The organism is Curvibacter sp. APW13 (assembly GCF_032337135.1).
Lineage (GTDB): Bacteria > Pseudomonadota > Gammaproteobacteria > Burkholderiales > Burkholderiaceae_C > Allorhodoferax.
In genome coordinates this window covers 910,731-934,492 of sequence record NZ_JAVXZZ010000002.1, presented here as the reverse complement: position 1 = coordinate 934,492, position 23,762 = coordinate 910,731, and the positions used below count along the sequence as shown (strand labels likewise).

Sequence of the window (23,762 nt, the reverse complement as noted above, 5' to 3'; positions counted from 1 at the left end):
GGTTTACCGGATATCGGACAGGTGGTAGAGCTGTTTGACAACCTTCTTCCCCTCTTGGTACTTGAAGACCGTGAATACCGGGTTGGAAAGGTCGCCTTTGGCGTCGAAAGCGATCTGGCCGCTGATACCGTCGAACGTCACTTTTCCTAGAAATTCCTGGTACCCACTGGGATCGATGGAGTTGGCTAACTCCATTGCAGCGGCGAGTGCCATGAACGCGTCGTAGGTTTGGGCAGCGTAGGTCTTCACAAGTTTTTGGAACTCACTGTGGTAACGCGCTGCAAATGCTGCCCCCTTGGGCATTCGTTCGACTGGTGCTCCGCCTTCACCACACAGCACGGCTGAAGCCGCTTCTGCGCTTCCAGCAAGCGTGGGTAATTGATCGCTGCAAATGCCATCACCGCCCATCAGCGCCACGTTATCCACCTTTTGGTACGCCATCTCTTTGAGGAATTTCCCGGCAACACCGTCCATGCCACCGTAGAACAGCAGTTCGACACCGGTATCCTTCAGGCGTTGGACCACGGTCGTCGGTCCGGGCGCATATTCCGCGATGGAGTCGCTCCACAAAATTTGTCCGCCGGACCTGGTCACGCCCTTCATGAAGTTGGTAGCGATGAGCTCTCCATAGAACGTGCGGTCGTGCAACACGGCGATGCGACGTGTCTTGCTGTCGGATGTTGCCACAAAGCCCAATAGCTGACCCAGGTCGGCATCATGGCCAACAAGGCGGTAACTGGTCTTGTGACCACTCGCGGTGATCACTGGATTGGTGGCGGCTACGGTGATATGCGGGATGGCGCATTGCTCGTAGTAGGGCGCTGCCTTGATCGTCGTGCCGGAATTCAAATGTCCGACCACACCGGCAAAACTTCCCTTGCAAATGCGTTGTGCTACCTCGACGGCGGTGGCGGCAGAGGCGGCGTCGTCCATATCGATGCTTTGAAATCGGAGCTTCTTTCCGTTTGCCATGAGTCCCCGGGCATTAAGATCGGCGACTGCCAGGGCAGCAGCGTTGATGCTCTCCTGTGCAATGTCCCGCATGTAGCGGTTCGACAGCGGTGTGACATGGGCTATCTTGACCAACAGAACATTGTCGGCGTTGGCATCTTGTGCCCGCACGATCGATGGGTTCGATGCCAACATCGCCGCCATGAAGGCAATGGCGCTCATATCTTTTGTTTTCATTTATCAGTCCTCCCAGACCAGTCGGGTTGAGTGATGGGAAATTCCCAGGGGCGCAGGGATACCCTGGATTCTAGTGACTGCATGGCCCTTGGATGGGCTCTGGAGCACCGCGATCCGGGCGATCTGACAAGAGACAAGTTCCCCCGATAATGGGGCCATGTCTGCTCCCAAAATGCTCTACGGCTTCCATGCCGTGGGGGTGCGTCTGAAGACGGCGCCCCAGTCCATCGTCGAAGTCTATTTCGAGTCCTCCCGCCGCGATGCGCGCATGCGCCAGTTCGTGGACAAGGCGCAACAAGCGGGGGTGCGGCTGATCGAGGCCGATGGCGACCGCCTGGCCAAGCTGGCCGGCAGCCACGGGCATCAGGGTGTGGTGGCCAAGGTGCAAGCACTCAAACAGGTGCATTCGCTGGATGAGCTGCTGGAAAACCTGGAGGCTGCCAACTTGGCCCTGCCTCCCGAGCAGCGCACGCCGCCCTTGATCCTGGTGCTGGATGGCGTGACCGACCCCCATAACCTGGGCGCCTGCCTGCGGGTGGCTGATGGGGCCGGGGCCCACGCCGTGATCGCTCCCAAGGATCATGCCGCTGGAATCAATGCCACTGTGGCTAAGGTGGCAAGCGGCGCTGCGGAGACCGTGCCGTACTTCATGGTGACCAATCTGGCGCGCACCCTCAATGAACTCAAGGAGCGCAGCATCTGGGTCATTGGCACCAGTGACGCCGCCACCCATGACCTGTACCAGGTGGACCTCAAGGGCCCGGTGGCGCTGGTGCTGGGCGCCGAGGGGCAGGGCATGCGCCAGCTGACCGCCAAGACCTGCGACCAGCTGGTCAGCATCCCCATGAAAGGGGCGGTGGAGAGCCTGAACGTTTCGGTGGCCAGCGCAGTGTGTCTGTACGAAGCCCTGCGCCAACGGCGTGGCGGCTGATTCTCACTTTGGAGTTGCTATGAAAATGAAAGCGGTCTGCGCAGTAATCTCGGGGGCAGTGGCGCTATTTGCCCTCCAAGCCTGTACCCAGGAGCAACAGAACAAGATCAGCCGTGACATCCAGAACTGGACTGGCACCAATGGCGTGCTGGAAGTCTATGCCGGCGACAAGGTGGTACGGCGTTTCCTCAAGATCGACAAGCTCTCCACTGCCATGGGAACCGATGACGGCAAAGCGCGGCCATACCGCTATGGCTACGGCGTGCTCGACGAGAACCTGAACATGCAGGCCGACCCGGGGGAGAAGAAGGTCTATTTCGAGATCAGCGACTACGCCACCAACTACCTGTTCTTCGAGAATCCACGCTGAGCAGCAATCGCATGAAGAGCGTCTGGTTCTTTGGCCTGGCTTCGTTGGCGCTGCTGCTGGCGCTGGCGGCATACCTCGCGCCGCTGCAACCCCCGCTGGTGGTGTTGCAAATGACCTTCTCCCCAGCAGCCTTCCAGGCGGTCACTTCCCAGTGGGGGCCAGCGGGTGTGGCGCTGTTCCGCAGCCATCTGCTGCCTGATTTCGGGCTTATGCTGTGCTATGCCCTGTATGGGGTCTGCACGGTGCGCTATACCCGCCTGTTCCAGATGCGCCATGTGCCGCCGATCTTCTGGTATTCCATCATGCCGTTGGCCGCATTGGCCGACGTGTCGGAAAACTGCTTCCATCTGGCACTCACGGCGCCTGGAGCACAGCCTGCGGACTGGTGGTATGGCGCAGCGGGTGCCAGCGCCTCGGTCAAGTTTGCGCTGATCGTGCTGTTCCTGGGCGCAGCCATCTGGCGCGGCTTTCGCCTGCGCCGCCCGCGCTGAGTTGCAGTTTTCCGTTTCCTCTCAGGCTGCCGCTGCGGGGACGGCGCTCAGGTGCTCTCTCTGCCGCGATCCACCGTGCCCGCGCTGGCGCTTGAGGCGGATGATGCATTCTTCCAGCGTCTGGCCGATCACTGTCTGGTCGCGGATCATGGTGATCTTTGGCCATGTGGCCAATTCGCCTTCATGTACCCAGGCCTGGAACTCCTTGCGGCTCAGGTTACCCAGGATGCGCTGGTAGTCGCGCAGGTGCACCCTGGGGTGCACGGTGATGTCGCCGTAGTACTGCTGGTCGACGATGGACACCGCTCCCTCCAGCAGGTTCTTGAGGATGCCCCGGTCGATGCCATAGGAGGCGAGTTGCAGCATCTGCCGGCTGCGGAAGGTCACTTCGTTCTTGAACAGGTCGGTCAGGAAGCGGGTCCAGTCGTCCTTGCGGTACTGGTCGGTGATGAACGGCAGCACATGCGGGTTGGTCTGGCTCACGATGTGGTGGTTCACGTTGTACAGCTCGGCCAAGCGCTGGGCTGGCAGGTCGCTCTGGATCGCACCGTCGACCCAGCGCGTGGATGCCAGGTAGGGCTTTTCGTGGCCCAGCCGGTCCTTGCTCATGAGCATGACGGCGGGGAACAGGCCCGGCACCGCACACGAGGCCAGCACCGCACTCCACACCAGCACGTGGGGGGCCGTCAGGTAGTTCAGCAGGCGCGGCTTCTGGTGCTTGTCCACGGGGGACACGGTGATGTTGATGATGCGCCCGGTGCGCTTGAAGGCTTCTTCGAAGCTGAGTTCGCCCAGGTGCTTGCGCAGGAAGCGCTCGATTTCCTGGCCGTCCATCAGCGATTTCTGGCGTACGACCTCGCGTAGCCCCAGCCGGCGCCAGATCTTGAGGTCCATGGCGTCGCCCGTGAAAATGCCTTCGAACTCGCTTTCCTTGCGGGTGCCCACGAAGGCCGCGACGACCGAACCGGCGCTGGAACCCGAGATGACACGGGGAAGCAGGTTCTGGGCATGCAGGGCCTTGACCACGCCGACATGGAACATGCCCATATTGGCGCCGCCGCTGAGCATGAGCGAGGAACGCCCGAAGCTCTGGCCCGTGTGGCGGAAGAACAGCAGCTTCTCGGCGTAGGGAAAGTCGGGGATGTCGTTGTCGCAGAGGTAGTTCAGGGTGGACACTACCTCGCTGAGGTATTCGTCGATGAGGTACTTGGTTCCGACCCGGGTGTGCTTGTAGAGCTCGGGGTTGGTCAGGTTGCCGAGGTTGCGCTGCAGGCCTTCGCGCAGGGCAAAGATGATCTGGCCCCAGTCCCCGTTCTTGCGCCAGTTGCGCAGGTTGATCAGGCGTTGCTGGATCAGGTTGTACTGGTAGTGGGGCGAGTTGGGATCGGCCTTCCAGACGTCCATGCCGTTCATGGTGTCCAGGTCCAACGCGTGCGTGCGCCAGGCCTCATAGTCGGGGGCCTGGGTCATCTGGCGTTCCTTGGCCAGTGCAATGCGTGTCTTCATGGTTTCCGTCTCCGTGTTCTCAAACCCAGCCCAACCAGCCCAGGATGGCTCCGCCCGCGAGCAGCCACAGCAGATGGATGCGGGTGCGCCAGACGACGATGGCTGCAACGATGGTGAGCAGGCCCAGACGCCATTGCTCCCAGGGCGCTCCATGGCCAAGGGTCATCAGATAGCCGGTGGCCACCAGCAGGGCCACCACCACGGGCGCCATGCCCAGCTTGAACGCCCGCACGGCGCGCAGTTCGCTGTTCTTGTGGGCCCAGCGCGAGGCGGCAAAGGTCAGCGTGGTGCTGGGAACCAGTATGCCGACCATGGACACGGCCACACCACCCAGGCCCCAGAGCCACTGCATCCACCAGGCTGCAGCAGGGGTTGCTGCGTTGAGCCCGAAATTCCAGCCCAGCACGGCGATGAACAGCACGTTGGGGCCGGGTGCAGCTTGCGCCAGGGCGATGCTGGAAGTGAATTCGGCGTCGGTCAGCCAATGGTGCTCGTTGACCATGTAGCGGTGCATTTCCGGTGCCGTGGTGATGGCTCCGCCAATGGCCAGCAGCGACAGCGACAGGAAATGCAGGGCCAACAGGCCCCAGTCGGCGGCGGTGATCACGGCATGCACACCGTCGCTCATGGCTGTGCATCCTTATTCGCTGCGCCGGGGCGGCCCAGGCAACGGTAGCACCAGCCAACGCCTATGCCACCTAGCACCATCAGCACCAGCGGCAGAGGCATGCGCAGCCAGGCAGTTGCTATCAATGTGCTAGCTGCAAGCACAATGGTTACCGGGGCTCCCATTGGATTCTTCATTAGGGTCGGGGCCATTTTGAGACCGGCGGCCATGATCATGCCTGCTGCCACGGCACCGAGCCCGCGCAGGGCATTCTGGCTCTGCGGCAGTTCGGACAGGCCGCCGAACACGATGACCACGACCAGCAGGATCAGCAAGGGAAACAACAGCATGCCGGCCAGCGCGGCCAGCCCACCCACCCAGCCGAAATAGCGGCTTCCGATCATCAGCGAGAGGTTGACCACGTTGGGTCCCGGCATGACCTGGGCCACGGCCCAGTCTTCAACGAACTCCTCTGCGGTAAGCCATTGCTTCTTTTCCACCAGTTCGCGTTGGACGATGGCCACGACGCCACCGAAACCCTGCAGGGCCAGGCGTGTGAAAGACCAGAACAGGTCGCTGGGGGAGGTGGGGCGTTGCCGCGCCAGGTGTGCAGATTCAGGGTTCACCATTTGGATTGATGGTCTTCGGTCACGCCCAGCAGTCCTACGACGGATACGGCTGGCACATCGGGTGCCGAGCGTACTTGGCCGTGGAAGGTGCCTACGGGCTGAATGTAGTAACTGGCCGCCACGATCAGGTTCTTGCGTTCCTGCCGGGCGCCTTCGGGTTGGAAGCGCAGGTCGAGCAGGCCGTCCTCGGTGCGGATATGCCACGGCTGCAGCGGTTGGGCCGGATCGAATTCAAAGCGTGCAGCGCCCAGCCGAATGGGTTGGCCCTGCAGCCACAGGACATTTTCCTGGGCGCCGAAATAGCCTTCCTGCAGGTTGAAGCCCATGCCGGCGGCATGTGCACTGGCCCAGCGCCATTGGGTTTCCCGCGCCAGCAAGCCATTGGAGTAGTCGAAGCTGCCCCAGGCGTCGTCGAGACTGATGCTGCGGCCGTCGACCTGCAGTTGGCCGTGTACCTGCATGGCAGTCGACTTGACTGTGGCATGGGCGCATCCGCCAACGGCAATCGGGCCGATGGCCGTCATCGGGACGGCGCCGGGCAGTGCCGTGAGGCTGGCCTGCAACTGCAGCGAGCGTCCCACCGAGGCGAAGACATCGATCCGGTCGCTGCTCTGGCTGTCAATGTGCAGATCCATGCCCTTGAAGCGGAACCAACTCGGGCTGCCCCCCAGTGGCTTGTCGGCCACGGCAGCGGTCATGCCGGGCAGACCGTCACAACTGGCATCGATCAGCAGACGCCGGCTCCTGCGGTCAAACACGTAGGCGAAGGCGGTGTTGGTCCACCCGACATCGACGATGGCGATTCCGACAAAGCATTCGGCATTGCCCAGCCCGATGTAGTGCCAGCGCTTGTGGTGGAAACGCCGCCACCAGGCGCTGCGGTGGAAACTGCCCGTCAGACCACGCCAATCGAGGCCCAGGGGCGTGCCGGCATAGGTGCCGGTCGCTGGGGCCCCGTCGCGCGTGATGGTGGCCGGGCAGGGGGGCAGGGCACCTGCCGCCTGGTAATCGCTGGTGGCGCTCATGCCTTGACGGCTTTCCGGGTTTTGGTGGCCTTTTTCGCGGGCGTTGCGGTCTTGGCCGCACGTGGCTTCTTGTCCTTCGGGGGGGCTGCGGTGACAGCCGCCTTACTCTTTCGCACGGTAGCTGCCTTGGTGGTCAGCCCCAGGGCTGTTTCGAGTTCCTCAATGCCGTGCTCGGTGTAGTCCAGCATGCGTTGCAAGGCAGGAACCGAGCGGCGGCAGGCGGTGTAGCCGAAGCCGAGCTTGTCTCCATAGCCCTGGATCGTGATGTTCAGCGCCAGGTAGTGGGTGGCGATGGAGACAGGATAGACCTCGTCCAGCCGTGCGCCATTGAGGTAGAGGGTGTCGCGTGGGCCAGGCACGTTGGAAATGACCACATTGAATTGCGGATGTGTCTTGGCCGTGCCCACGACCAGCCCGAAGCCCATGGGTGAGATCGATGTGATGCCATGGGCCATCTTCTGCAGGCGCGGCATGCTGGAGAGCCGGTTCTTGGCTTCGGTGGTGCCCTGGACAATGCGTTGCAGGCGCTTCAAGGGGTCTTCGATGTGGGTGGCCAGGTTGGCGAGCAACACCGAAACCTGGTTTCCGCCCTCGGACGTTTCTCCGTGCAAGGACACCGGGACCATGGCCACCAGCGGCTTCTTGGGCAAGGCGTTTTCGCGCAGCAGGTGGGCGCGCAGCGCGCTGGCGCAGATCGCCAGGGTCACGTCGTTCACGGTGGCACCGGCGGCTTCGCCGATGCGCTTGAGGCGTGCCAGCGAATACGATTGCGCGGCAAAACGGCGCGAGCCCGAAATCTCGACGTTGAAGGCACTCGGTGGTGCCTGGAACGGCATGGCAGCGGCCGTCTCTTCCAGTCCGGAGCGGGCCATGTCCGCAATACCGGAGCCCACCCCAGGCAGCAACTCACGCCCCGCCTTGGCCAAGGCCGAGAGCTGCTCCAGCACGCCGGGTGCCTGCTGGTTCTTGCGGGCCGTGGGGTGGCTGCGCTGGTGGTTCTGGGCCCACATCGGGGGCTTGTCCTCGTCGGCTGACAGCGCCAGCGAGTTGGCCATCATCTTGGCGCCGGTCACGCCGTCGATGAGCGCGTGGTGGATCTTGATGTAGGTAGCGAAGCGCCCACCGGGCAGGCCTTCGATGACATAGGCCTCCCACAGCGGGCGGTTGCGGTCCATGAGGTTGCCATGCACGCGCGACACCATGGACAGCAACTCGCGGATACGCCCGGGCTGGGGCAGGGCCACATGCCTCAGGTGGTAATCGAGCTCGAACTCCTGGTCTTCCTCCCAGTACCACAGCCCCATGCGCAATACCGGCCGCAGGTTGAAGGGCGGAAGTGCCTTGAGCTCCTTGCTCCAGCGCTGCATCAGGTCGTGCACGAAGTGCGTGCCGCTGCCGTGGGGTGGTGTGTAGATGTTCAGGCCCGCCACATGCATGGGTTGGTTGCGGGTTTCCATCCAGAGGAATGCGGAATCGGTGGGGCTGAGGGCACGCATGGTCATGGCATCCTGTTCAAGGGCAAGCGCGGAAGAGGGCGCTGACGCCATTGTGACGCAGAGCCAGCCCGAATTAGTTGCTCCAGTACGTGTATTCGTCACCCTCGCGATAGGGCTGGTCGAGTGTCTTGTCGATGCTGATGGGCAACTCGATGAAACTCTCCCAGCGTGGCGGCGGCATGGTGGCGTGGTGGGCGTCAATGGCCGCCTGCATGCGCTGCACGCGTGCGGGCTCGGCTGCAGCCCGATTCTTCTGTTCCGTCGGGTCGTCCTTCAGGTTGAACAGCCATTGCTTGTCGGGCCTTGCGGCGCGGATCAGCTTCCAGTCATCCTGCTGCATGGCGCGCAGCGGGCCATCGCGCCAGAACAGGGGCCGCGACGGGAGTGGCGTGGCAGCCTTGCCCAGGTGCGGCAGCAGGTTCAGCCCGTCCACCTGCACGCCATCGGCGGGTCGGGCACCGGCGGCAGCCAGTAAGGTGGGGAAGATGTCGATGTTCGATACGGCGCTGCCTTGGTGGGAGCGGGGTGCAATGTGCCCCGGCCAACTGGCCACGAACGGTACCCGCAGGCCGCCTTCGAAATGGGTGAGCTTCCAGCCGCGGTAGGGTGCATTGACGTCAGGAATGCCGATGTAGCCGGGCGCGCCGTTGTCGCTGGTGAACACGACCAGCGTGTTCTGGTCGAGCCCGTTTTTCCTCAGTGCCTCCATCACCCGCCCGACGCTGCGGTCGATGGAGCGGATCATGGCGAGGTACACCCGCCGACGGTGGTCCTTGATGTGGGACAGGGCGTCGTAGTCTGCCTTGCTCGCCTGCAGCGGCGTGTGCACGCCCCAATGCGCCAGGTACAGGAAGAATGGCCGGTTGCGATTGGCTTCGATGACCTTCACCGCCTCGTCGGTGTAGTAGTCGGCCAGGTATTTGGCAGGCTCGAACCATTGGCCACCGTTGTAGCTCACGCCAAAGCGCATGTTGGGCCACAGGAAACGGTCGATGGGGTCGAAGTCCTGCTTGGAGTTCACCACGTCGGGCGAGTTTTCCGGCAAATGCAGCCCACTTTCCATGAACAGTGTCTCGTCGAACCCCTGGTTGTTGGGGCGCATTTCCCTGGTGCTGCCGAGGTGCCATTTGCCGATGTGCACGGTGTGGTAGCCGCGCGCCTTCAGTGCCTCGGCCATGGTGTATTCGCTGGGTGGCATGCCCAGGTCATTGAAGTCCTTGATGCTGCGCGCCTTGTCCTGGTCGATGAACACTGGCAGGCGACCTGCATCCTGCGCGTACAGCTGCCCCGCCACGCGGGCCATGGCTCCGGGCGTGGGCGTGAACTCCACGCCAAAACGCCATGGGTAGCGCCCGGTGAGCAGTGCCGCCCGTGACACGGTGCATACGGCGGCAGCGGCGTACCCGCGGTCGAAACGCACACCCTGGTTGGCCAGATCGTCGATGCTCGGTGTGCCTGCGCCCTCGGCACCATAGCCGCCACCATGCGTGCTCACATCATTGATGCCCAGGTCGTCGGCGAGGATCACCACGATGTTCGGCGGGCGCGCAGCTACCGGCGCTTCAGGGGGCGTTGGCCCCTGCTCCCACGCAACGGGGTGGTTGGGTGCACGAGGGTACTTGAGGTCGGTGTACCAGCCCAACGAATACTGCAGGACCACGAGCCGGTTGGCATACAGTCCTGCGCTGAGTGCTGCGAGGCCGATCAGGGCCAGCAGCCATTTGCGGGTCGTCGTCATGCGGTGTTCATCCTTCAAACCAGGGCGTACAGTGCGAAGGACAGCAGCGCCAGCGCCAAGCCTACCGTAGTACGCACGAGAAACAGGCTGAGCATGGGGCGCACGGCAAAGACGTGCGTCTTCTCGATGGCTGCCCATTTGTGCACGAACTTGTCGGCCCGGCTGCTCTGCTGCGCAAAGCGCAGGAAGTCGCGCCGGCTACGGTAGCGCACCAAGGCCACATAGTGCCATTCGTCTGCTCCGTCAGGCACGATGAAATCAGCCATGCGCGGCGCAATGAACAGCATCAGGTTGCCGTTGCGCAGCAAGTCCCAGACGATGGACTTGCCATAACGGCGGTCCGCTGCCTTGGGGTCATCGCCATAATTCAAGCCCGCCGGGTACAGTGCCTTGGCCCGGTGGCGGACCAGGTTGAGCATGACAAACTCCTTGCCATCGTCATTGCGCAGCAGGCGGCGCACTTGCTCCACCGCCTCGCGGCCGTGTTCGCTGGTATCCGTGGCTTGCAGCTGTTGCAGCCCTTGTTCCAGTTCGTCGGGAGAGAGCGGCTTGCCATTGCCACCCCACCAGAACCAGAAGGCCACGAAAAGGAGCAGGGGCAGGGCGATGGCAAGTAGGTGGGTCATGGGCTATGCGGGGTTTACTGGGGATGCGCCGGGGATGTGGAAGTGCCCTTGCGGCGTCGGGCAGGGGGCTTGGTGCCGAACGCCAGCCGGGCCAGGCCACGAGGGCGATAGGCCGACCAGCCTGCAGCGCCACTGGCGAGTCGCTCGGCAATGAGGTAAAGCGCTGTGGGGCTGCTGGCCATGCCGCAGTGGGTATTGCCGCGCAGGTGGATACTCTCTCCACCCTCCACGTCCTGCTCCATGGCGCACTGCCAGGACACCACGCCGTCGAGCCTGCTGTACACCGCTGTCGTGGGGACCGGGGGTTTGACGCGGATCTGCAGATGCCGGTTGAAATCCATGTTTTCCAGCCGGTCACCCGACAGCCACTCATACAGGTGGTGGCCCGTGGTTGCCAGCGGGTGTCCGCCAATGGGGGAGCCCAGGGTAATGACCTGGCGCACCTTGTCGGGCGCCATGCGGGCCAGTTCGCGGGCAAACACTCCGCCCAGGCTTTGGCCAATGATGCTGACCGCTTGCCCGTGTTTGGCGTGGATCACTTCCAGGCGCTGCGACAGGGCGGATTCGAGTTCGTCCTTGACCCCCTTGTTGCGACCCATGCCCCAGGGGTAGGTCACATAACCCAGTGCATCCAGAAAGCGGCGCAGCAGGCTGGTGGAGAGGTCCGAGGCGCCCAGACCGGGAATCACCAGGACGGGCTCACCATGGCCTTTGGGTGCCAGACGCACCAGCGGCCAGAACATGCCCACACCGGCCCAGAACTCCCAGACAGCACGCGGCTCGCTGGCCAGCAGCAGTAGCGAAGGCGGCGCTACGTCCGGGAACTGCGTCAGGGATTCCTTGAGGCGGCGAATGCGACGGGTGCGGATCATGGGCAGGCTATAGTGGTTGAGAGTTCGGTTTGTGAAATAGATTCAGCTTCGGAGAGCAATGGAGATGGCAACAACGCGCCGCAACAAATCCATCAAGACGATCGTGCGATCGCCGCAGCAGGACCGATCGCGCCAGACCGTGGAAGCCATTCTGGAGAGTGCGGTTCAGATTCTGGAAACTGAGGGGCTGCAGGGCTTCAAGGTGGCGACCCTGGCCGAACGCTCCGGCTACGGGGTGGGGACGCTGTACCAGTATTTCTCGAACATCGATGCGGTCATGCTGGCCCTGGTGGAACAGGCGTCGGAACGCCAGCGCCAGATGCTCATCGCCAGTTTCAGCGAAAGGGCGGCCAGCGGTGTGGCGCAGACCACGCGTGACCTGGTGGAGTTGATGGTGGCGTCGTTCAGCGAACGCCGCACTGCGCACAAGGCCATCATCGAGTGGGCCCTGTCGCGCCGCGATGTCCGCATGCTGGAAGGGCGCAACACCTTCCTGGGGCAAATGTTGGCCAGCGTCTCCCTGCGCTCGCAAGGCCTGGAGCTGGGGCGCATGCTCGATGCCACCGAGATGTTCGTGCTGTCGCGCGCCTTCCTGGGTGCCTTGCGCACTGCCATCTGGAACGAGGAAGCCGATGCCACGTCGCCGGCTTTCGCGCAGTCGCTCACCGATCTGGTGGACGGATACACCTGGCAACTGGCGCGCCGCGAGCGCGCGTCGGTCGCGCCACCAGCACGCGTTTGAGCACACCTCAGGCATGGGCCTCTGCGGGAGCTTGACGCAGGCGCGCCAGCAACCAGTCGATCACCGGTTGGTGCAGGCACATCTGCAGGTGGCCAATGCCTTCGAACACCGTCACCGCAACGCCGTCCAGAACCTGGGCCCGCTGCGGAAACACGATGTTGTCCTGGGCGGTAATCGCTACCGAGAAGCGGTTGCGCAGGGCCTCGTCTTCGCCGGATCGCAGTGTCTGCAGCCAGTCGCTGTTCCACATCATCTGGCGACCGTTGGGGCTGGGCAGGTGCTGCGGTACCTGGGTGCCGGCATGGGGTGTTCCCAGCGAGATGAGCTGCGCGGCATGTGCCAGCCCATAGCGCCGCGCCCAGGCCCGCAGCGCCAACCCTCCCATGCTGTGGCCGACCAGCGCTACCTGGGCCTGCCCCGTGTGGGAGCGCAATGCCTGGACTGCTTGTTCTACCAAGGGAGCATAGTGGTCGATGGAGGTGAACGCCGGCTCCAGGTTCACGGCCTGCACGGCATGCCCCTGGGCGCGCAATTGGGCTGCCACCTTGTCCCACAGGCGGTGGTTGCACAGGTAGCCATGCACCAGCACGACCGGCACCGCTTGGGGGGAGCCTGCCGTGGCCGGCAGCAGTGGGGGCTGCCCCCGGGTCCAGGGCTGGCGCAGGACGAACACCACGATGCTGGCCCAGATTTCACCCGCAAGTGCCTGCCACCATGGCAGTGCTGACTCACCGGGACGGGAAAGTACCATCGTATAGGTGATGGCCAAGGCAGTAGTGAGGAACGGAAACAACACCGCCAGCGCGATTGCCGTGGGGACCGGTGTGTCGCACCGGACCACCAGGGCGCCCGAAAGGGCAGCACCCATCAACCATTGGACCAGGAGGGCAGTGCGCAGCAAGCGGGCCAGCATGGAGTGGTCAGCCCTTGGCAACCGAGCTGCATTGCAGGGTGCGGCGCGCCGGCTCCAGGGTGTCCTTTTCGGCGTCGTAATTGCCGGTCAGTACGCGCATCAGCAGGAAGCCGGAATTCGAGGGGCTGACGACCACGGTGCTGCCTGCCGGCGGTTGCGGGCTGCCTGTGGACGCGCTGGCGTCCGACACCAGCCACAGGTCGACCGGCTTGCCGGCGGCCTGGCGATCATTGATGACAAAGAAGTTGTCGCTGTTGGCGGCGTAAAGGGCAATAGACCAGTAGCTAGGCAGCTTGGGGTCGGCCGTGACGCGTACCGGACCATTGCGCACGTCGAAAGCGCAGACCGAATAGAGCATGTCGGGGCTGGGCATCACCACCGAGCGAGACGCCGCGGTCACTGCCGGTGGGTAGGCTGCCTGGTTGTGCATGTTCATGGTCTTGGCCATGGGACCATTCATGAGAACCTGCATGATCAGCCGTGGGGCAGCCCAGACGGCGGCCAGATGGACCAGGATGGCGGTGGCGAGGAGCGTGAGGCCACGGTAGAACCACAGGCGTTGGGTATCGGAGAAGTTCTTCATGCGCAATCCCCTTGGCGTTCAATGCGCACCGGGCTGAGGCTGGCCGGGTTGGCCTGCATCTCGGGGCTGGGGTTATACAGGCGCAAGGTGAGCACGGCGCCGCTGTGGCCCACCATGGGCACCCAGAACTCAGGCCCCTTGGGTGCCGAAGGGCTCAGCACGAACGTGAAGTTGCCCTGTGCATCAAGCTGTGCCGTGCTGCCGTTGAGGCTGTAGTGCTTGTTGGGCGCGTCGAAGAGGAACATGTCGTCGGCATAGGCCGTGATGCTCCACCAGCGCGCCTTGGGCGGTGTGCCGCTGATGCGGTAGCTGCAGGTGCTGCGCAGGGCGCGGCCATCGTCGTCGGTACTGGCCACGAAATACATGGTCTCAGCGCGGTCCAGCGCGAGCAAGGCATTGACGGCGATGCTGGCCCGGGTGTAGAGGTCGGCGTCGGCGCTGCCGGCGCGCAGGTTGGTCTTCCAGGCACCGACCTGCAGCGTCTTGTTGAGCCAGGGGGCCTTCTTCATTACCCACCAGGCCGAGCCCAGACCGATGACCACGGCGCTGCAATACAGGACCATCGCAACCAGGATGCGGCGGACACGCGATGAAGTGTGCTTCTTGCTCATGCGGCGACGCGTGCCTTGCGGGCCAGGGGTAGCCAGTGCAGCAGTCCGAAGAGCAGCGACAGGCCGATACTCTTCCAAAGCGCGCCGTCATAGGCCTTGACGTGCTTGAACATCACCACGGTTTCGAGCACGTGTACGCCGAGCAGGATGAGTGACAGGCGTTGCAGCAGCGCATTGCTGTCCCACGGCATGGGGACCAGCAGGCTCAGCAGGGCCAGGGCATACAGGCCCAAAAGGTTCAGTTTGAGGAAACGGTTCATGGTGTGGGCGTGTTCTGTATGAATTGGTGGATCTGCTGGGCCAGTTCCGGCCCCTTGTCTTCCTGCAGGAAGTGGCCGGCTCCGCGCGTGACGGCATGGGCCTGGTTGGCCGTGCCGGGCACCAGTTTGAGGAAGATCTTGTCGCCGCCGCGCGTGATCGGGTCGCGGCTGCTGAACAGGGTGAGAAAGGGCTTGTTCCAGGTCTTCAGGACGTCCCATGCGGCCTCGTTGGCGCGGCACTCGGGGTTGTCGGGTGTGGTGGGCACAAAAGTGGGGAACAGGCGCGCGGCCTTGGTGTACCGTGTGGACGGGAAGGGTGCATCGTAGGCGGCAATTTCCGCTGCCGACAGCTTCTGGGCGCAGCCGGAGTTGACGATTCTTCCGATCGGAAACCAGGGGCTGAAGCGGGCGAACGCGCGCCAGTACTTGAAGGCTTTGGGTACCCGCTCCTTGCCTGTGGGCAAGCCGCCATTGGCCAGCACGATGCGGTCGAAGCGTTCGGGCGCATGGGTGGCCATGCGCAGCCCGAGCAGTGAGCCCCAGTCTTGGCAGAACAGGGTGGCGTGCTGTAGGTCCACGGCCTGCATCCAGGCACACATCCAGGCCACGTGGTGGCTGTAGGAGTAGTCCTGGGTGCGCGTGGGCTTGTCGGAGCGGCCAAAGCCCACCAGGTCGGGCGCAATGACGCGGTGGCCTGCTGCAACCAGGGCCGGAATCATCTTGCGGTAGAGGTAGGACCAGGTAGGTTCGCCGTGCATCAGCAGCACCGGTGGCGCATCGCGCGGTCCTTCGTCGATGGTGGCGATGCGCAGCGCGCCGACCTCGACGTACTTTGGTTCATAGGGAAAGTCGGGTATGGCGGCAAAGCGGCTCAATGGCGTGCGCAGCACGGTCTTGGCATCGACCACAGGCAGCGGCGGTGCAGGCGGAGGGTTGGTGATGGAATACATGCTCGGTGCGAACTCCGTCAATACAGCCGCGATTTGCTGATGGTGGTGCCGCCCGCAGGCAGGCTGAACAACATGCCATCTTCCCCTACGGTCATCGGGCCCTTGAAGTACTGCGCTGCGTCACCCACGAAGGCGGGGTAGACGTAGCGGAAAGGCAAGGGGGGCACCACATGGTTGAACACCAGTTCCTTCACCCCGGCGTCGGCGGCAACGGCGGCGGCTTCCTCGGGTGTGGTGTGGTAGTTGACGATGTCGCGCATGATCTGCGAGGTGTTGGCAATGCCTTTTTGGGCAAATTCGTCCTCGAGCACCTTGAGCAGTTTGGGCTGCAGGGCTTCGTGGATCAGCAGATCGGCACCTTTGGAAAACTGGGCCACGGAAGGCGTCTTCTTGGTATCCCCCGTGATGACCACCGAGCGGCCCTTGTAGTCGAAGCGGTAGCCCACGGCCGGGTCTACCGGTGAGTGATCGACGCGGAAGGCGGTGATCTTCAGACCCCGGTTTTCAAGAACCACGATGGCATCCATCGTGTCTTTGGGGCCCAGCACGAACGGCATACCTTTGCCGCCGCTGCCACCTGGCGGCATGATCTTCGGTGTGTGGTGCGCCACGCGGTAGCCGAAGTCCAACACGTAGGCCGCGCGAAAGCCGTCCACCACCGCCTCAACCCCCGGTGGGCCATACACCGGTGTCGGCGTCTGGAACGTGCCCAGCCCCCAGCGTTGCAGCAGGAAGGGGCCCATGCCGTCGATGTGATCGGAGTGGAAATGGGTCAGCAGGATGGCTTCGATCTTGGATGCTGGCAGACCCATGTAGCCCAGGTTGCGGGCGCTGCCTTCACCCGTATCGACCACGAAAAGTCGGTCGCCTGCCACCACCGCCGTACAAGGACCCGCGCGGGCCGGGTCGGGAAAGGGGGAACCCGTGCCGCACAGTCCTACATGCAGGCCATCGGGCAGGTCGGGAATGACGTTGCGGCCCACGTTCTTGTGGGCCACCTGCTGCAGCAACGCAGTGGCGATCTGGCGCTGGAACAGCACGAGCACGGCGCCCAGTGCCAGTACCGCGACCAGCCCGGCCACGAGGATCTTGTGGATGCGTTTCATGAACCTGTTGTCTCTTGTGCTTTTGGAATACGCCAAGTTTATGAAATGGGTTCAGTTCCGTGTTTCAGATTTCTCGGTGCCACGTTTGTCCACCGAAAGAGGTCAAACAAACCAATAAAAACAATGGGTTACGGGTCGTTGCATGCAGTGGTATGCATGGCTGTTCTGGCCATGCATCCACGCCAGTTTCAGATTCAGTACTTGGGTTGGTACTTGCGGATGGCAGCCTTCACCTCGTCCGTGAGCGCAAAGCCCTTGCCGTACTTCGCGGCCAGTTCGGCGGCACGGGCTTCGAACACCTCGATACCCATGCCGTAGATGAACTGCATGGCGCCGCCGGTCCAGGCCGGGAAGCCAATGCCGAAAATGGAGCCGATGTTGGCATCGTGCACGCTGGTGAGCACGTTTTCACTGAGGCAGCGTGCGGTTTCCACCGCCTGGCGGTACAGCAGGCGGTCCTTGAGGTCGGTGATGTCCCAGGCCTTGTCGGCCTTCTCGAACAGGGGCTTGAGCTGGGGCCAGAGGAACTTCTTGGCGCCTTTCTCGGTCGGGTATTCGTAAAAGCCACCACCACCGGCGCGCCCGGGGCGGTTGTGCTCCTTGACCATCGTTTCCACCACCCGCTCGCCCGGTGTGACTTCGTAGGTCTTGCCCTCGGCGGCAAAGTCGGCCTTGGTCTGCTCCATGACGTGCAATGACAGCGTGAGGGCGGTTTCGTCCAGCACCGCCAGTGGGCCCACGGGCATGCCGGCTTGCATGCCGGCGTTTTCAATGGCTGCGGCGGGAATGCCTTCGCCGAGCATCGCTGCGCCCTCCATTACGAAGGTGCCGAACACGCGGCTGGTGAAGAAACCGCGCGAGTCGTTGACGACGATGGGGAACTTGCCCAGTGCCTGGACGTAGTCGTAGGCGCGGGCCACGGTCTCGTCATCGGTCTCGGCGCCACGGATGATCTCCACCAGCTTCATCTTGTCCACGGGACTGAAGAAGTGGATGCCGATGAACTTCTTGCCGTCGCGGCTGGCCTTGGCCAGGCCGGTGATGGGCAGGGTCGATGTGTTGGAGGCGAAGAAGCCGCCTTCGGCCAACATCGGCTCGGCCTCTTGCGTGACCTTGGCCTTGAGTTCGCGGTTCTCGAACACGGCCTCGATGATCAGGTCGCAGCCTCGCAGGTCGGCGTTGGAGGCGGTAGGCTGGATCAGGCCCAGGATCTTCTGCTGGGCGTCCGCTGTCATGCGGCCCTTGTCCACGCGGCCTTGGGTAATCTTGGCGCTGTAGCTCTTGCCCAGCTCGGCCTTTTCCAGGCTCACGTCCTTGAGCACCGAGGCAATGCCCTTGCTGGCCTGGGCATAGGCAATGCCCGCACCCATCATGCCCGCACCCAGCAGGCCCACCTTGCTGGGCTTGAAGCGCGGCACGCCAGCCGGGCGGCTCTGGCCGCTCTTGATGGCGTTGAGGTTGAAGAAGAAGGTGTTGATCATGGCCTTGGCCTGGGTGCCGGTCATGAGCTTGGCGAGGTAGCGGCTTTCGATGCGCAGGGCCGTTTCCAGGTCCACCTGCAGGCCTTCGACCATGCAGGCCATGATGGCCTCGGGGGCAGGGTACAGGCCCCGGGTGTTCTTCTTGATGACGGCCGGGGCCACGGGCAGCATCTGTGCCACGGCGGGGTTGGAGGGCAGGCCGCCAGGCACCTTGTAGCCCTTGGCTTCCCAGGGGTGCTGGGCGCTGGGGTTGGCGGCAATCCAGGCCAGGGCCTTGGCCTTCATTTCCGCCGCGGCGTTGTCGCCCGGCTCCACCAGGTCGTGCACCAGGCCCAGACCCTTGGCCTCGGCGGGGCTGAAAGTCTTGCCTTCAACCAGGTAGGGCTGGGCACCCATGAGGCCCAGGTGGCGGGTCATCTTGGTCACACCGCTGGCGCCGGGCAGCAGGCCCAGCGTCACTTCGGGCAGGCCGAACTGGGTTTTCTTGTCGTCGATGGCAATGCGGTGGTGGCCCACCAGCGCCACTTCCCAGCCACCACCGAGTGCCGTGCCGTTGAGCAGGCTGACCACGGGCTTGCCCAGGGTTTCGATGGTGCGGAAGTTGCGTTTTACGCGCTCGATCTCTTCGAAGATCTTGGCGGCGTCGCTGGGTTGCAGGCGCATGGCGCCCTTGAGGTCGGCACCGGCGAAGAAGGTGGTCTTGTTGGACGCCAGCAGGATGCCCTGGATGGCGTCCTTGTCCTTCACCACTTGTGCTGCCACCTCGCTCATGTCGTCCTGCCACTGCAGGCACATGGTGTTCACGGGCGAGTCGGGTTCGTCGAAGGTGATGGTGGCGATACCGTCGATCAGGGAGTATTGAATGGTTTTCATGGTGCTATTGGTTTGGTAGCTGCTTGCGCAATGAATACGAGGGCTAGAGGCCAATTTGGCAGTTAATCAGCTCACAGGCGCTCGACGATGGTGGCAATGCCCATGCCGCCGCCCACGCACAGCGTGGCCAGGCCGTAGCGCAGGCCACGGCGGTGCAGCTCGTCGATCAGCGTGCCCAAAATCATGGCGCCGGTGGCCCCCAGCGGGTGGCCCATGGCGATGGCGCCGCCGTTCACGTTCACCTTGTCGTGCGGCACCTTCATCTCCTTCATGAAGCGCATCACCACCGATGCAAAGGCTTCATTCACCTCGAACAGGTCGATCTGGTCGACGGTCATTCCTGCCTTGGCCAGGGCCTTGCGGGCGGCGGGCATGGGGCCGGTGAGCATGATCGTGGGGTCTGCGCCGGACAGGGCGGTAGCGACGATGCGGGCACGGGGCGTCAGGCCGTGGGCCTTGGCGGCGGCTTCGTTGCCGATGAGCACGGCCGCCGCACCGTCCACGATGCCCGAGGAGTTGCCGGCGTGGTGCACGTGGTGGATGCGCTCCACCTGTGGGTAGCGGGTCAGGGCCACGGCGTCGAAGCCCATGGCACCCATCTGCTCGAACGAGGGCTTGAGCGCGGCCAGACCTTCCAGCGTGGTGGAGGGCTTGATGAACTCGTCCTTGGCCAGGATGGTCTGACCCAGGAAGTCCTTCACCGGCACCACCGAGCGGTCAAAGTAGCCGGCGGCCTGGGCTGCGGCGGCACGCTTCTGCGATTCCACGGCAAAGGCGTCCACGTCGGCGCGGGTAAAGCCTTCCAGCGTGGCAATCAGGTCGGCGCCGATGCCTTGGGGCACAAAGGCGGTGGCGGAGTTGGTTTCGGGGTCCATGGCCCAGGCGCCACCGTCGGAGCCGATCGGCACCCGGCTCATGCTTTCCACTCCACCGGCCACGACCAGGTCTTCCCAGCCCGAGCGCACCTTCTGCGCCGCCATGTTCACGGCTTCCAGTCCCGAGGCGCAGAAGCGGTTGATCTGCACGCCCGCGGCCTGGAAGTCCCAGCCTGCCTTGAGCGCGGCCACTTTGGGCAACACAGCGCCCTGGTCGCCCACGGGCGAGACCACGCCCATGACCACATCGTCGACGCGGGCCGTGTCGAAGCCGTTGCGCTGCTGCAGGTCGGTCAGCAAGCCGGCCAGCAGGTTCACCGGCTTGACTTCGTGCAGGCTGCCGTCTTTCTTTCCCTTCCCACGCGGGGTGCGGATGGCATCGAATACGAACGCTTCTGTCATGGGGACTCCTTGGAATGGGTGGACATGGGGCCGGTGGTTCGGGTCCGCGCAGGGGAGTTTCCGAACGACCGTTCAAATTGCAGTATAGTTCTTTTTACCAAGCAATTGCTTTGTAAAATTAATTTGTCCGCTTTTCAACCATCTCTCCAAAGGCCGCACCATGATCGAACGCACCCTGTTCAGCTCCGACCACGAATCCTTCCGCGACAGCTTCCGCAAGTTCATGGACAAGGAAATCGCGCCCTTCCACGCCGAGTGGGAAGAGCAGGGCTACGTGGCGCGTGAGGTGTGGAACAAGGCCGGTGAAAACGGCTACCTATGCATGACCATGCCCGAGCAGTACGGCGGCTCCGAGGCCGACAAGCTGTATTCGGTGATCCAGATGGAAGAACTGGCGCGTGGCGGGTTCTCGGGCATTGGCTTCGGGCTGCACAGCGAAATCGTGGCTCCGTACATCCTGCACTACGGCACCGAAGCGCAGAAGGCCAAATACCTGCCCAAGCTGGCCTCGGGCGAAATGGTGGGGGCCATTGCCATGAGTGAACCTGCAGCCGGCTCGGACCTGCAGGGCGTGAAGACCACTGCGCTGGAGCAGCCCGACGGCAGCTACCTGCTCAATGGCAGCAAGACCTTCATCACGAATGGTTGGCATGCCGACCTGGTGATCGTGGTGGCCAAGACCAACCCAGCGCTGGGCGGCAAGGGCACCAGCCTGATGCTGGTGGAGCGCGGCATGCCAGGCTTCTCGGTCGGTCAGCGCCTGAAGAAGGTCGGCATGAAGGCCCAGGACACCTCGGAGCTGTTCTTCGACAACGTCAAGCTCGGCCCCGAACACGTGCTCGGTGGCGAGGCCTGGAAGAACAAGGGCTTCATCTGCCTGATGCAGGAACTGCCCTGGGAGCGACTGCAGATTGCCGTGGGCGCTGTGGCCAACAGCCAGGCCGCCATTGACTGGACGGTGGAGTACGTCAAGGAGCGCAAGGTGTTCGGCCAGCCGGTGGCAGCGTTCCAGAACACGCGCTATACCCTGGCGGAATTGCAGACCCAGGTGCAGGTGGCCCGTGTTTTCGTGGACAAGTGCTGCGAGCTGATCTGCAAGAACGAACTCGACACGGCCACGGCCAGCATGGCCAAGTACTGGACCACCGACCTGCAGTGCAAGGTCATTGATGAGTGCGTGCAGCTCTTTGGCGGCTATGGCTACATGTGGGAGTACCCCATCGCCCGCGCCTATGCCGACGCGCGCGTGCAGCGCATCTACGGCGGTACCAACGAGATCATGAAGGAAGTGATCACCCGGTCCATGGGCCTGGGCGGCAAGTAGGCTGTACTTGCCAAGAGCTTGCAGGCGCTATGCATTGTGTAGCTGCCTGCGCGTTGTTTCTGCGGGACTGGGCCGGTTTTTCCCCTGATTCGGTGGTCTGACCGGCTCCTCCGGGCGGTCGATCGCAGCCACTACAATTTGCGCCTGTTCCAAACTCTCCCCGCTATCCACGGTGCGCAAGGCGTTTCGCAGTTCCCACTATTCAGGCCTGATCACCGGTGTGGTGCTCATGGCGGTGCTGCACCTCATCGGCACCCTGGGGTACATGTACATTGGCCGCCCCAACGCCACCTGGATCGACAGCTTCTACATGACCTTCATCACCGTGGCCACCATCGGCTACGGAGAGATCGTGGACCTGAACGGGCACCCCTGGGGGCGCTTGTTCACGGTCTTCATCGCCATTCTGGGCATCGGCAACATGAGCTACCTTTTCTCCAGCTCGGTGGCGCTGCTGCTGGAGTCGGACCTGAACGCGGCATTGAGGAAAAAACGCATGCAAAAGGAAATTGCCACCCTGCGGGGCCACTACATCATCTGCGGCGTCGGGCGCGTGGGCAGCAACGTGGCCAACGAGCTCATCAAGACCAAGCGCGAGTTCGTGGTGATCGAGAACAGCGCCGAGATGCTGGAGCAATGGATGGCGCAGCATCCGGCCACCATGCACCTGCACAGCGATGCGGCCGAGGACGAAGCGCTGAAATATGCCGGTGTGGACCATGCCGCGGGTGTTTTTGCGGTGACGGGGGATGACAGCCACAACCTGATGATTGCGCTGTCGGTGAAGCTGCTGAACCCCAAGGCACGCGTGGTGGTGCGCCTGCACGACATCCGCAATGCCAACAAGGCCAAGCGTGCTGGCGCGGACGAGATCGTTTCCCCGGACTTCACCGGCGGCATGCGCATCGCCTCGGCCATGCTGCGCCCGCATGTGGTGAGTTTCATGGACCAGATGCTGCACAGCGACGAGGGCTTGCGCATGGAAGAGGTCCTGCTACCGCATGGTGCACCTGCCAGCACGGTGGGCGAACTGGTGCCGCGGTCGCGTGACTATGTGCTGGTGGCCACGCACGAGCACGGCCATTGGGTCTTCAACCCGGCGGACGACCATGTCATCAAGGGCGGAACCGCCCTGGTGCTCATGACCACACCGGGCGGACGTGCCCACCTGGAGCATGTGGTGAACAAGGTGACGGCATGAGTTCACCGACAGCGGAGTTCACCTGGCCCGTACGCGTCTACTGGGAAGACACCGACGCGGGCGGCGTGGTGTTCTATGCCAACTACCTCAAGTTCTTCGAGCGTGCCCGCACCGAATGGCTGCGTGCGCTCGGTGTGGAGCAGGGCGCCTTGCGCGAGGAAACCGGCGCGATCTTCGTTGTGGCCGATGTGCAATTGCGCTACCTGGCGAGTGCCCGCCTGGACGACCAGCTGCGAGTGACTGTGCGGGTGCAGGAGCAGGGCAGTGCGTCCTTGGTGTTGGCCCAGCAGGCCTGGCGTGGTGACACCTTGTTGTGCGAGGGGGTGATCCGGGTGGGCTGTGTCAGTGCCGCCACGCTACGGCCCCAGCGCATGCCCAAGGCGGTCCGCGAAGCGCTGGCCTAACGGTTCAGGAGCCAGCCTCGTCTTCCAAGCGGATGTGCAGGCGTTTGCGGACCTGGCTGGCCGGGTACCAGACCGAACGCTCGACCCAAGTGCCCAAGCGCAGCGACAGGGCGTCATTGACCCGCCGCAGGTGGGCGACCAGCGTGTCATCGCGCACGTACAGTTGCGCGGGCTTTTCTCCCAGGTAGCGCGTGGTCTGGGGGTAGGCACGGCGCAGCTGCACATCGTTCACGAGCGGCGGGTAGATCTGGCGCACATCGGCAGTGCGCAGCCAGCGGCAGTGGAACTCGTCCTCAACCACCAGCACGCGCTGGTCCCGGAATGCGTAGTACTGGCCCTGGGCCTCTTGCCACACGGCGCGGCGCATGGCGTGGCGTGCATCACCGAGCAGGGTGATCACGGGGCGTGCGATCAGTGCCGCATACAGGGGCAGCACGAACAGCAAGACGAATGCGCTGGTCTTGTAGCCCAGGAACAGGTAGGCGCAGGTGGCCAGCGCAATCTGTACGTCGGCACGGCCCAGAGCTTTCTTCCAGCCGGGCACGCTGTCCATGGTGT

At 63.5% G+C, this 23,762-nt stretch carries 25 protein-coding genes; 7 read left to right on the top strand and 18 right to left on the bottom strand.

The window, feature by feature from the left end:
* Positions 1-3: 3 nt before the first annotated feature.
* Positions 4-1,188: a branched-chain amino acid ABC transporter substrate-binding protein gene (locus tag RQP54_RS12615; RefSeq protein ID WP_315678675.1), complete on the bottom strand. Its 1,185-nt coding sequence runs from the start codon at positions 1,186-1,188 to the stop codon at positions 4-6.
* A gap of 157 nt (positions 1,189-1,345) precedes the next feature.
* Here RQP54_RS12615 and rlmB point away from each other — a divergent pair, with 157 nt between their 5' ends.
* Genes rlmB through RQP54_RS12600 form a run of 3 tightly spaced genes read left to right on the top strand, consistent with a single transcriptional unit; the run spans position 1,346 to position 2,980 of the window.
* The gene (rlmB, locus tag RQP54_RS12610) at positions 1,346-2,119 is read left to right on the top strand and encodes a 23S rRNA (guanosine(2251)-2'-O)-methyltransferase RlmB (protein ID WP_315678674.1); all 774 of its coding nucleotides are present in this window, start codon (positions 1,346-1,348) and stop codon (positions 2,117-2,119) included.
* 19 nt (positions 2,120-2,138) lie between these two features.
* Positions 2,139-2,489: a hypothetical protein gene (locus RQP54_RS12605; protein ID WP_409997564.1), complete on the top strand. Its 351-nt coding sequence runs from the start codon at positions 2,139-2,141 to the stop codon at positions 2,487-2,489.
* Positions 2,490-2,500: 11 nt separating this feature from the next.
* The gene (locus RQP54_RS12600) at positions 2,501-2,980 is read left to right on the top strand and encodes a hypothetical protein (protein WP_315678673.1); all 480 of its coding nucleotides are present in this window, start codon (positions 2,501-2,503) and stop codon (positions 2,978-2,980) included.
* A gap of 21 nt (positions 2,981-3,001) precedes the next feature.
* Here the strand turns inward: RQP54_RS12600 and RQP54_RS12595 are convergent, their stop codons facing one another.
* The 8 genes from RQP54_RS12595 to RQP54_RS12560 form a co-directional block, all read right to left on the bottom strand.
* Positions 3,002-4,486 (bottom strand): DUF3336 domain-containing protein, encoded by a 1,485-nt coding sequence (locus RQP54_RS12595; protein WP_315678672.1) that lies wholly within the window; start codon positions 4,484-4,486, stop codon positions 3,002-3,004.
* A gap of 19 nt (positions 4,487-4,505) precedes the next feature.
* Positions 4,506-5,114 (bottom strand): chromate transporter, encoded by a 609-nt coding sequence (locus RQP54_RS12590; RefSeq protein WP_315678671.1) that lies wholly within the window; start codon positions 5,112-5,114, stop codon positions 4,506-4,508.
* Positions 5,111-5,722 carry a chromate transporter gene (locus RQP54_RS12585; protein ID WP_315678670.1) on the bottom strand — a complete coding sequence of 204 codons (612 nt, stop codon included), beginning with the start codon at positions 5,720-5,722 and terminating at the stop codon, positions 5,111-5,113. Before RQP54_RS12585 ends, RQP54_RS12590 begins: the two co-directional genes overlap by 4 nt.
* Positions 5,716-6,747 (bottom strand): DUF2804 domain-containing protein, encoded by a 1,032-nt coding sequence (locus RQP54_RS12580; RefSeq protein ID WP_315678669.1) that lies wholly within the window; start codon positions 6,745-6,747, stop codon positions 5,716-5,718. Before RQP54_RS12580 ends, RQP54_RS12585 begins: the two co-directional genes overlap by 7 nt.
* Positions 6,744-8,249 carry a wax ester/triacylglycerol synthase family O-acyltransferase gene (locus tag RQP54_RS12575; RefSeq protein WP_315678668.1) on the bottom strand — a complete coding sequence of 502 codons (1,506 nt, stop codon included), beginning with the start codon at positions 8,247-8,249 and terminating at the stop codon, positions 6,744-6,746. The genes RQP54_RS12580 and RQP54_RS12575 overlap by 4 nt, the downstream gene beginning before the upstream one ends.
* A 67-nt stretch (positions 8,250-8,316) precedes the next feature.
* The gene (locus RQP54_RS12570) at positions 8,317-9,981 is read right to left on the bottom strand and encodes a sulfatase-like hydrolase/transferase (RefSeq protein ID WP_315678667.1); all 1,665 of its coding nucleotides are present in this window, start codon (positions 9,979-9,981) and stop codon (positions 8,317-8,319) included.
* Positions 9,982-9,995: 14 nt separating this feature from the next.
* Entirely contained in the window at positions 9,996-10,607 is a 612-nt protein-coding gene (locus RQP54_RS12565) for a hypothetical protein (protein ID WP_315678666.1), read from the bottom strand.
* Between the two features lie 14 nt (positions 10,608-10,621).
* Entirely contained in the window at positions 10,622-11,479 is an 858-nt protein-coding gene (locus tag RQP54_RS12560; RefSeq protein ID WP_315678665.1) for an alpha/beta hydrolase, read from the bottom strand.
* Positions 11,480-11,543: 64 nt separating this feature from the next.
* Here RQP54_RS12560 and RQP54_RS12555 point away from each other — a divergent pair, with 64 nt between their 5' ends.
* Positions 11,544-12,221 (top strand): TetR/AcrR family transcriptional regulator, encoded by a 678-nt coding sequence (locus RQP54_RS12555; RefSeq protein WP_315678664.1) that lies wholly within the window; start codon positions 11,544-11,546, stop codon positions 12,219-12,221.
* A 7-nt stretch (positions 12,222-12,228) separates the two neighbouring features.
* Here RQP54_RS12555 and RQP54_RS12550 read toward each other — a convergent pair whose 3' ends face one another.
* From RQP54_RS12550 to RQP54_RS12515, 8 genes are all read right to left on the bottom strand, one after another.
* Positions 12,229-13,089, bottom strand: a complete 861-nt coding sequence (locus RQP54_RS12550) for an esterase/lipase family protein (RefSeq protein ID WP_315678663.1) — start codon at positions 13,087-13,089, stop codon at positions 12,229-12,231.
* 52 nt (positions 13,090-13,141) lie between these two features.
* Entirely contained in the window at positions 13,142-13,717 is a 576-nt protein-coding gene (locus tag RQP54_RS12545; RefSeq protein ID WP_315678662.1) for a DUF1254 domain-containing protein, read from the bottom strand.
* Positions 13,714-14,328, bottom strand: coding sequence for a DUF1214 domain-containing protein (locus RQP54_RS12540; RefSeq protein ID WP_315678661.1), 615 nt, complete (start codon positions 14,326-14,328; stop codon positions 13,714-13,716). The genes RQP54_RS12545 and RQP54_RS12540 overlap by 4 nt, the downstream gene beginning before the upstream one ends.
* The gene (locus RQP54_RS12535; RefSeq protein ID WP_315678660.1) at positions 14,325-14,588 is read right to left on the bottom strand and encodes a hypothetical protein; all 264 of its coding nucleotides are present in this window, start codon (positions 14,586-14,588) and stop codon (positions 14,325-14,327) included. Before RQP54_RS12535 ends, RQP54_RS12540 begins: the two co-directional genes overlap by 4 nt.
* Positions 14,585-15,538 (bottom strand): haloalkane dehalogenase, encoded by a 954-nt coding sequence (locus tag RQP54_RS12530; RefSeq protein WP_315678659.1) that lies wholly within the window; start codon positions 15,536-15,538, stop codon positions 14,585-14,587. The genes RQP54_RS12535 and RQP54_RS12530 overlap by 4 nt, the downstream gene beginning before the upstream one ends.
* Positions 15,539-15,555: 17 nt before the next feature.
* Complete coding sequence (locus RQP54_RS12525; protein ID WP_315678658.1) at positions 15,556-16,644, bottom strand: MBL fold metallo-hydrolase; 1,089 nt, start codon at positions 16,642-16,644, stop codon at positions 15,556-15,558.
* A 194-nt stretch (positions 16,645-16,838) separates the two neighbouring features.
* Positions 16,839-18,998: a 3-hydroxyacyl-CoA dehydrogenase NAD-binding domain-containing protein gene (locus RQP54_RS12520; protein WP_315678657.1), complete on the bottom strand. Its 2,160-nt coding sequence runs from the start codon at positions 18,996-18,998 to the stop codon at positions 16,839-16,841.
* 71 nt (positions 18,999-19,069) lie between these two features.
* A complete protein-coding gene (locus RQP54_RS12515; protein ID WP_315678656.1) occupies positions 19,070-20,275 on the bottom strand; it encodes an acetyl-CoA C-acetyltransferase in 1,206 nt (401 codons plus the stop codon).
* 160 nt (positions 20,276-20,435) lie between these two features.
* Between RQP54_RS12515 and RQP54_RS12510 the strand changes: the two genes are divergently transcribed.
* The 3 genes from RQP54_RS12510 (at position 20,436) to ybgC (ending at position 23,204) form a co-directional block, all read left to right on the top strand.
* A complete protein-coding gene (locus tag RQP54_RS12510) occupies positions 20,436-21,599 on the top strand; it encodes an acyl-CoA dehydrogenase family protein (RefSeq protein WP_315678655.1) in 1,164 nt (387 codons plus the stop codon).
* A gap of 172 nt (positions 21,600-21,771) precedes the next feature.
* Positions 21,772-22,800 carry a potassium channel family protein gene (locus RQP54_RS12505; protein ID WP_315678653.1) on the top strand — a complete coding sequence of 343 codons (1,029 nt, stop codon included), beginning with the start codon at positions 21,772-21,774 and terminating at the stop codon, positions 22,798-22,800.
* Positions 22,797-23,204, top strand: a complete 408-nt coding sequence (gene ybgC / locus RQP54_RS12500; RefSeq protein ID WP_315678651.1) for a tol-pal system-associated acyl-CoA thioesterase — start codon at positions 22,797-22,799, stop codon at positions 23,202-23,204. Before RQP54_RS12505 ends, ybgC begins: the two co-directional genes overlap by 4 nt.
* A gap of 4 nt (positions 23,205-23,208) precedes the next feature.
* Here the strand turns inward: ybgC and RQP54_RS12495 are convergent, their stop codons facing one another.
* The gene (locus tag RQP54_RS12495; protein WP_315678650.1) at positions 23,209-23,757 is read right to left on the bottom strand and encodes a hypothetical protein; all 549 of its coding nucleotides are present in this window, start codon (positions 23,755-23,757) and stop codon (positions 23,209-23,211) included.
* Between the last annotated feature and the right edge of the window lie 5 nt (positions 23,758-23,762).

Coding starts and splice junctions, on each gene's coding strand:
- RQP54_RS12555 (WP_315678664.1), top strand. CDS start 11,544: ATGGCAACAACGCGCCGCAACAAATCCATCAAGACGATCGTGCGATCG.
- RQP54_RS12585 (WP_315678670.1), bottom strand. CDS start 5,722: ATGGTGAACCCTGAATCTGCACACCTGGCGCGGCAACGCCCCACCTCC.
- RQP54_RS12540 (WP_315678661.1), bottom strand. CDS start 14,328: ATGAGCAAGAAGCACACTTCATCGCGTGTCCGCCGCATCCTGGTTGCG.
- RQP54_RS12565 (WP_315678666.1), bottom strand. CDS start 10,607: ATGACCCACCTACTTGCCATCGCCCTGCCCCTGCTCCTTTTCGTGGCC.
- RQP54_RS12605 (WP_409997564.1), top strand. CDS start 2,139: ATGAAAATGAAAGCGGTCTGCGCAGTAATCTCGGGGGCAGTGGCGCTA.
- RQP54_RS12495 (WP_315678650.1), bottom strand. CDS start 23,757: ATGGACAGCGTGCCCGGCTGGAAGAAAGCTCTGGGCCGTGCCGACGTA.
- RQP54_RS12545 (WP_315678662.1), bottom strand. CDS start 13,717: ATGAAGAACTTCTCCGATACCCAACGCCTGTGGTTCTACCGTGGCCTC.
- RQP54_RS12535 (WP_315678660.1), bottom strand. CDS start 14,588: ATGAACCGTTTCCTCAAACTGAACCTTTTGGGCCTGTATGCCCTGGCC.
- RQP54_RS12595 (WP_315678672.1), bottom strand. CDS start 4,486: ATGAAGACACGCATTGCACTGGCCAAGGAACGCCAGATGACCCAGGCC.
- RQP54_RS12580 (WP_315678669.1), bottom strand. CDS start 6,747: ATGAGCGCCACCAGCGATTACCAGGCGGCAGGTGCCCTGCCCCCCTGC.
- ybgC (WP_315678651.1), top strand. CDS start 22,797: ATGAGTTCACCGACAGCGGAGTTCACCTGGCCCGTACGCGTCTACTGG.
- RQP54_RS12560 (WP_315678665.1), bottom strand. CDS start 11,479: ATGATCCGCACCCGTCGCATTCGCCGCCTCAAGGAATCCCTGACGCAG.
- RQP54_RS12510 (WP_315678655.1), top strand. CDS start 20,436: ATGATCGAACGCACCCTGTTCAGCTCCGACCACGAATCCTTCCGCGAC.
- RQP54_RS12575 (WP_315678668.1), bottom strand. CDS start 8,249: ATGACCATGCGTGCCCTCAGCCCCACCGATTCCGCATTCCTCTGGATG.
- rlmB (WP_315678674.1), top strand. CDS start 1,346: ATGTCTGCTCCCAAAATGCTCTACGGCTTCCATGCCGTGGGGGTGCGT.
- RQP54_RS12550 (WP_315678663.1), bottom strand. CDS start 13,089: ATGGGTGCTGCCCTTTCGGGCGCCCTGGTGGTCCGGTGCGACACACCG.
- RQP54_RS12530 (WP_315678659.1), bottom strand. CDS start 15,538: ATGTATTCCATCACCAACCCTCCGCCTGCACCGCCGCTGCCTGTGGTC.
- RQP54_RS12570 (WP_315678667.1), bottom strand. CDS start 9,981: ATGACGACGACCCGCAAATGGCTGCTGGCCCTGATCGGCCTCGCAGCA.
- RQP54_RS12515 (WP_315678656.1), bottom strand. CDS start 20,275: ATGACAGAAGCGTTCGTATTCGATGCCATCCGCACCCCGCGTGGGAAG.
- RQP54_RS12615 (WP_315678675.1), bottom strand. CDS start 1,188: ATGAAAACAAAAGATATGAGCGCCATTGCCTTCATGGCGGCGATGTTG.
- RQP54_RS12520 (WP_315678657.1), bottom strand. CDS start 18,998: ATGAAAACCATTCAATACTCCCTGATCGACGGTATCGCCACCATCACC.
- RQP54_RS12600 (WP_315678673.1), top strand. CDS start 2,501: ATGAAGAGCGTCTGGTTCTTTGGCCTGGCTTCGTTGGCGCTGCTGCTG.
- RQP54_RS12525 (WP_315678658.1), bottom strand. CDS start 16,644: ATGAAACGCATCCACAAGATCCTCGTGGCCGGGCTGGTCGCGGTACTG.
- RQP54_RS12590 (WP_315678671.1), bottom strand. CDS start 5,114: ATGAGCGACGGTGTGCATGCCGTGATCACCGCCGCCGACTGGGGCCTG.